This is a genomic window from Mastigocoleus sp. MO_188.B34 (genome assembly GCF_030065675.1).
GTDB lineage: Bacteria > Cyanobacteriota > Cyanobacteriia > Cyanobacteriales > Nostocaceae > Mastigocoleus.
Window position 1 is genome coordinate 20,525 of sequence record NZ_JASJDK010000117.1, and the last position, 7,295, is coordinate 27,819.

Genomic DNA, 7,295 nt, shown 5'->3' on the forward strand with positions numbered 1-7,295 from the left:
AAAAAAACCTGCAGTAGCAGGTTAAATTTAAATTTATTTATTACTACTTATTACTACTCAATAGAGAGATAACAGTAGTTGTATACTCAAACAAAATATTTGCTTGACAAATATCAAAACAACAGTAGGTTCTAGAATTTGACATTCCAGAACTTAAGAAAATCTAGAACTTAAATGTAGTACGAAGTGTTCCTACATAAATGGTATCGTTGTTATCGTTGTGCTCTGGGTTAAAGATAACCAATAAACCAGGAGTAACAGCAATCTTGTCGTTCACTTGGAATTTGTAAAGAGTTTCTAGGTGATATGAAGTGTCTGGATCTTCATTTGCAGCGATGTCATTATCAGTAACTTTGGGGGGTTGACCAAAGATTACACCGAACAGATTACCTTTGCGACCAACGTCTTTAATTCCAACATGAGCACCCCAGTAGAACAGATCAGCATCTGCACCATCGTTATCACCAGATCTTGCTGTAGTATCAGCTAAGCCAGCCCAACCACCAACGGTGATTTTTGAAGAAGGCTTAAAAGCAGCTTGGATACCGTAGTTATTGGATACTGTGGCTGGTGCAACTGCATCAGGATCTGTTCTGTCCCTAAATGGGTCTTGTGCGAATCCACTACCAGTGCTTCCGGTTAGATCAATATCACCACCATTCTGGTAAGCGCGAGCATAGGTAAAACCAATATTAAGGGAATCGCTTGGTTTGAAATCTATTTGACCGAAAACGGCATTAGAACCATTGAAAGCGCCATTAGGATCTTCTGGGCTGCTTGCATTTGGTGATAAGTAAGCCGCACTCAAGGTGAGATTATCACTAGCCTCGAAACTTGCAGTTACACCTGCACCACCATCACCTAAGCGATAGATTGGGCTAAAACGTCCATAACGAGAGATCGCACCAGAACCACTACTCTTAAAGTTGGGGTTAAAGTTGTTGATGTTTTCATAGACTTCGGCACCATTAGCATCAATTTTTATTCGCGCAGGACCGAGATCGAAGGCGTAATTGATCTTGTCGATTTCAACATCATTACCATTATCGCCATCAAAACCCAGGCGAGTCATGTCAGTACCGGTTTCATCACTGTTTGGCTGAATATTACGAGCCTGCAAACGAACTTGCAAATTATCGGAACCAGTGAAGCTACTTTCCAAACTTAAACGAACCCGATTGGCAAATGTGGTATTGCTATCTAGGTCTGGGTTGTTGTTCTCGTCATCATCAGTATCAGCTTGCTGATCACCAAACGCATTGGTTAGGTTGAAGATTGCTTCACCTTTTAGTTTGGTAGTAGTAGAAAACTGATTTGCTTCCAACTCAGCAGTGCGGGCTTCCAATGCATCAACGCGACCGCGTAGAGTAGCAAGTTCTGCAGAAAATTCTTCTTGTAACCGTTGTAGAGTAGCCAAGTCTTGCTTAGTAACCAGGTCAGCTGTTGCTGTTGCTATTAATTCATTTACCCGATCTAAACAAGCATTTAAACCAGCAGCAAACTCATAACGAGTGAGAGCACGATTACCACGATATGTACCGTTAGGATAACCAGCAATACAACCGTAACGTTCAACTAAGGATTGCAATGCTTGGAAAGCCCAATCAGTAGGCTGTACATCGGAAAACTGGGAAACAGAGGTTACCTGCCCCATGCTGTTGTCAGCTTGTAATTGCTGTTGCGCGGAAAGCTCAGAAACAGATGTTACTTCACTCTTAATTTCCTCAGCAAAAGCAGTGCCAGCAGTGGAAAGGGTTGCTGCTAGTACAACTGGACTCAGCCTTAGGCATTTAAAAATCAATTTATTCATTATTTACAGTCTCACTCACACCCGAACACTCAATAGTAAGTATATCCCTAAACCTTTATATATTTGTCAGGAAATATACTTACTGCCATAATACTATAATTTTTATGGAAAGATTTGGTGGTTAACAACTAAGTCAACCACTTATTTTTCTGACTACTTTGTATTGCCTTGATTGGGCAAACGGAGGATAATTTGACGTTTATGACGTACAAGTGACGCTTCTTCTTCGAATTGTTGTAAAAGGCGGGTTACAGTAACGCGAGTCGTATTCAACACCTCTGCTATTTCCTGATGAGTAATGTTGAGGTGGATTAGTTTACCTTGTTCTACATCACGACCAAATTTTTCACTCAACCAAACTAAAAACTGCCACAACCTTAGAGAAATTGGTTTGCGATGTACTATACTTAATAATTCTTCTGACTGCTGTATATGAGATAACAGAGCATCTGTATATTGATTCCAAATGTGGGGTGGTAAAACGCTAACTTCCACATTTGTCAAACATTCGATTTGGTAAGGCTTAACTGTGGAAAGAGGATAACCAATTAAGTCACCAGCACCCCAGTAGCCCAAGGTAATAAAGGTCCCATCTTCACTCCAGGTTAGGGTACGAACAGCTCCTCGTTCAATGCGCCACAAAACATCGTTGCGTTGGGGGATAATTTCCCGACGACTAAATAAACGTTGGGGTAATTGTTGAGTGGAAACAGCAGAATTTTGAGAGAAGCTAGAAGTTGCTGGACGAGTTGTTGGGTACATCATCGGTATATTTTAGTAAATTAACGCAGTGATTTTGGAATTAAATGTGGGAGGAGGTATCCAGGATATTTCTCACTACCTGATAACTCGTGGCAGAATTGAGTTATTGCAGTTCAAGCAGTCACAAGAAAAATCAACTAGTTTAGTTTGAGAACCCGGAATAAGTTATTTATTTTCGATGAACCCTGGTAATCGCTTATAGCGTAGCTTTTGAAGATTAATAGTGCGCGGAGTATTGATAGGTAGAAACTCCAATAACTTTATATGGGAATTCAGATTTATGAGAATTCATGCAAATCAAAAGATAAATGCGGGCTCATGTGTATTCTGTGCTTAGACTGTGACAACCTGTTAACTGTTAGAGTATGACAATTCGTTAGACATTGGATATGATGCTAATCACATCACATTTAAAATTAATTTATATGCTAGCAATTTTTGTGTCAGGTTTACGCATCATTCCTAATATCTGCTTGAGTCAGTCACGTCCATAACCCGAACCAAAACGCTAAGACATAGCAGTTAAGCTTAATACCTGTACTCCGCACTATTTCCTTTCATCGAAAGTAGTTTTGGCTAGATGCACCCAAGTGTTGTGAATGTGAAACCTTATACATCCTAAGACAGTTTAGGATAGTTGACAATTACTGTCAACTATTTTGATGAGACTTTACCTATGGCAACTACGGCTGGTTTTGGAGGAAAATCAAAGTTTTTGCTAGGCCAATTAGAGCCAATAGGTACTGTACGTGTCTGGACAAATTCTTGACCAGTAGTGGTGTAAATTGCGTACTCTCTAGTTTCGGAAGCTTGGTTGTTACGAATACCATTAATTTCCCCTGGATGTTGAACCGAGACGAACATGGTATCTTCCTGGGGCGTAAAGCAAGGACCAGTAATTTCACACTCCATCGGTCCAATGCCAAATAATAAAGGTTCAAGTGCACCTTCACCACTGGTAGGGATATACCAAATACTGTTGTTTCCGAATATACCTGATACAGTTTTTGGTTTTTCTTTATAACTGGTGCGACTTTTAACAGCATTATTGAGCTTTCCCGTAGAAATGTCTGTTACCATCCATACATTTCCCTGGCTATCTATTAACAAGTTGTCGGGGTTTGCAAAACCCATTCCACCAGTATTAGGTTCGCCACCGGTTGCTATAATTTCCCAACTAAATGTATTTGCGACTAAATCATTGCCGTCTTCCTTAAGTCGCATGACCCAGCCATATTCATAGGGAGTTTCGCTATTTGGACCTTTGAATATCTGTGCATCTGGACCACCATCTTCATCAGAAGAACCGGAGGTAAAAGTAATGAATAAATCTCCATTTGGTGCAATTTCTGTATCTTCCGGGCGTGCTGTGCAAGTACCTCCAACCGCATTGGCTGCATAATGGGCATCAACTAAAATTGCGCCCTGTTTTTCTGAAGGTGTGCCAGTATACAGATCGCCAAGAGTTTTAAATATTTGTTTATACTTGGTAATTTGTTCGTCGCGAGTGACGAGCAAGTCTGTATTCTTAGAAGTTTCAGGTAATTTTTTTTCAGACGAATTAGGTAAAGCTCGTTTTTCTCCTTGTTTATTGCTAGTTGTTAGCGGACCTTTGGGTAGACGGATTATATTGCCAACAATATTGCTGGGTAAGTCTGGTTCTATTTCTGTATCTGGTTTTAAAGGTATCCAACGACCTGTACCATCAGCAGTAAATTTAGCGACATAAAGCATTCCCTGACTTAGTAATTGTGAATTACTTTTATCGTTGGGATCGTGAACCGGATCTTTGCTGATGAACTTATATATATGCCCACCTTTACGATCGCATCCGGAATAAAATGCCAGTGGTTTTCCTGCTTCAACCCTTACGCCTACTGCTTCATGACGATAACGCCCTAGCCAGGTATGTTTAGTACCATAGTCATTGGGGTTTGTCGGATCTACCTCTACAATCCAACCATACTTGTTTCCGGCTAAGCCAAATATATTACCCTGTCCGGAAATAGACTTCTTATTAAATCCAAATGGTTTCGCACTTGGATCTAAAGATGTACCATCAGCATAAACAGTTTCTGGTACCTGGACTTGAAAGTTTTCTTCGGCGCTCAACACAGTTCCCCAAGGTGTTGTTCCACCAGCACAGTTACCAAAGGAACCAATAATGCGATCGCCTAAATTATCAATGTAACCCTGACCTACTTTTTTTTGAAAAATCTCTACAGCTGGACCGGTAGCTTTAAGATACCGTCCATCTCTTAAACCAGAAATCCCTGATATTCGCCGATCGGATGAAGAATTCGTTCGCTCCCATTTACCGTTGGCTGTTTTACGAATAGAAATTATGCCTAAACCTTGATCTATCAATGCTTCAGCACAAATCTTTTCAATCTTTGCTTTGATTGGTTCGTCATCTGGTAAAGCGTAAGCGTTCACTTCATTTTTCCCAGACGATTTATCTTTAAGTGCAACCTGCAATTCTGTAAATGGCAAAGATTTACCGATCACCTGTTCGTATGTTTGTACCCAAGGAACAGCACTAATATATTCAAAATTTACTGAAAGATAGCCTTCGTCATCACCGGTTGGGATAAACGATAAATAATCATTATTGTAGCCAAAGCGGGAATCACCAACTTTATCGCCCCAAGAAGCTATTACTTGGTATTGGTAACCTTCCGGCAATATCAAGTCATCTACAACTTCATAGTTACGATATTTTTCTTGCTGTTGTGACGCTTTTAATCCCAAAGACTCCAAGGGAATTGGACCATTGATGGGATTAAATGAAAAACCAGCATTCTGTATCTGTTTGACAGAATTTTCGGTAATTTTATTGTTACATCCAGCTAAAGAGCTAAGTGCTAACGCACTAGTACTCCCTGCCATCCAGAGCAAAAAATGACGATGACTTGTAATACCCATCAGTTTGCTTGACTACAAATTTACCATCTACACCTATTTGATGGCAAACAACCTTCAGTTGTCTATGATACTGTAAACTTGGAAGTTTAAGAGGAGGTAAGGTTTTTATAAAATGTAAGTTAGTTAACTGAATCTTAAAGTTAATCCAAAAACTTTAAGACATTGTTTAACAAAATACAGACATAATATGGTATGGATCACACTGATTTTTTTGTCTATCGGTTAATAGTGTTTTTACAAATAAGTTAACAACATATTCTGCAGGGTTTTAAATTCTTATAAATTCATAATGCTTCTTTCAGGCATTTGTCTTCAGGCATAAGATATATATAGTGTTATTAATCACAAAAATTTAGTCTCTTTTTATATACAATTTAGATAACTCAGTTATTTTTTTTGCACATCTATCCTGTGAGGTAGAAAAGCAGCAATTATATTTACAGTCGGAAATTTCTATCATTTTAAAGATATATAATTTTAGGTATATATAATTTTAAAGATATATATGCTTATATTCTCGCATGGGAAGTTTGAAGGTGGAGTTTTAAATTTTAAAATCTGATTGTTGTAATTCTATTGTTGTAATTATGACATTAGAATTAGCTTTCTTGTATTTCAAGGGAATAGTATAAAAATCTAAGTATTCATCATGGGCGGTGACCTGTAATGATGTATGCCACTCTTTGCCCAATATTAGTTGCATGATCTGCCATGCGTTCTAAAAATCTAATTGCTAAAACCAGTAATAAAATTGGTTCTACGACGCCTTCAATATCTCGTTGATAGGCTAAGGTTTGATAAAGTTGCTCGTAAGCATTATCCACTTCATTGTCCAAAACTTTGATTTGTTGACCGCAGACAGCGTCCATATCAGCTAATGCTTTTAAACTCGTTGCTAGCATTGCTTGAGCGTAGCGCGACATGTTAGCAATTTCTGGCAAGGAAGAATGAGAGGGATAAGGAAAGATTTTAATTGCTACTTCAGCTAAATCCTTTGCATAATCGCCAATACGTTCTAAGTCTCTTACCAACTGCATAAAAGCACTCAAGCAGCGCAGATCCTGAGCAACAGGAGCTTCAAGTGCGACTATTGTTGTGCAATCCGATTCAATTTGCCGATAGAATCTGTCGATTTTCTTATCCAGTAAAAACAATTCTTCCGCTGAAGATAAATTACGTTCGAAGAGTGCTTGATGACCGAGGCGAAAAGATTGTTCGACTAAAGCACCCATACGTAAAATATCTCTTTCTACACGCCTGATTTCACGGGTTAGTTGGGGTCTTCCTGGTTGTAACTTCATACTTCTCATCAAAAACCTCCGGGAGTTAGGAGACTCATTATTTTTGTTTTTGGGGAGCCACTTTTCCATGAGGGAAAAATAATTTGGCTAACAGATTGTGATGTAGTACTAAATTGAGATGCTAATAAAAGTAACTAACGGGGATTTCTCATCCCCGTTATTTTCTTTCTTATCTGTAACAATGACGATGCCCAGTGATAATACTAAGCAAATCTTTTATAATCGATCGCCTACCATTCAAAGATTGGAAATAAACTCGAAGGTTGATATTTCTAAAAAAACCTTGCTTGGTTATATCAACTTAATTGTTTTTAAATTTTGTTTCTGATGCTCAGAAATTTAAATTTTATTCTGAGTATAATTTTTCCATAATTTTGTTATACACAATTACAGCAGAAGCTCTTCCCCTACTTGAATTTATGGTAAATATACCAATTTCACTAACCTTCTGAATTACTTACACATCGGTAAATTTTAATTTACTCAGTGAGTGTCTA

Annotated in this window: 5 protein-coding genes; 1 reads left to right on the forward strand and 4 read right to left on the reverse strand. The window is 38.5% G+C overall.

Annotated elements, in window-relative coordinates:
• Positions 1 to 163: 163 nt before the first annotated feature.
• Both QNJ50_RS22455 and QNJ50_RS22460 read right to left on the reverse strand, forming a co-directional pair.
• The gene (locus QNJ50_RS22455) at positions 164 to 1,810 is read right to left on the reverse strand and encodes an iron uptake porin (protein WP_300639743.1); all 1,647 of its coding nucleotides are present in this window, start codon (positions 1,808 to 1,810) and stop codon (positions 164 to 166) included.
• A gap of 153 nt (positions 1,811 to 1,963) precedes the next feature.
• Complete coding sequence (locus QNJ50_RS22460) at positions 1,964 to 2,572, reverse strand: Crp/Fnr family transcriptional regulator (protein WP_058184473.1); 609 nt, start codon at positions 2,570 to 2,572, stop codon at positions 1,964 to 1,966.
• A 28-nt stretch (positions 2,573 to 2,600) separates the two neighbouring features.
• Here QNJ50_RS22460 and QNJ50_RS22465 point away from each other — a divergent pair, with 28 nt between their 5' ends.
• Positions 2,601 to 2,723 carry a hypothetical protein gene (locus QNJ50_RS22465; RefSeq protein WP_300639745.1) on the forward strand — a complete coding sequence of 41 codons (123 nt, stop codon included), beginning with the start codon at positions 2,601 to 2,603 and terminating at the stop codon, positions 2,721 to 2,723.
• A gap of 503 nt (positions 2,724 to 3,226) precedes the next feature.
• Here the strand turns inward: QNJ50_RS22465 and QNJ50_RS22470 are convergent.
• On the reverse strand, positions 3,227 to 5,497 hold the full coding sequence (locus QNJ50_RS22470) for an alkaline phosphatase PhoX (protein WP_300639748.1): 2,271 nt from the start codon (positions 5,495 to 5,497) through the stop codon (positions 3,227 to 3,229).
• A gap of 647 nt (positions 5,498 to 6,144) precedes the next feature.
• The gene (gene phoU, locus QNJ50_RS22475) at positions 6,145 to 6,807 is read right to left on the reverse strand and encodes a phosphate signaling complex protein PhoU (RefSeq protein WP_300639751.1); all 663 of its coding nucleotides are present in this window, start codon (positions 6,805 to 6,807) and stop codon (positions 6,145 to 6,147) included.
• Positions 6,808 to 7,295: the final 488 nt, after the last annotated feature.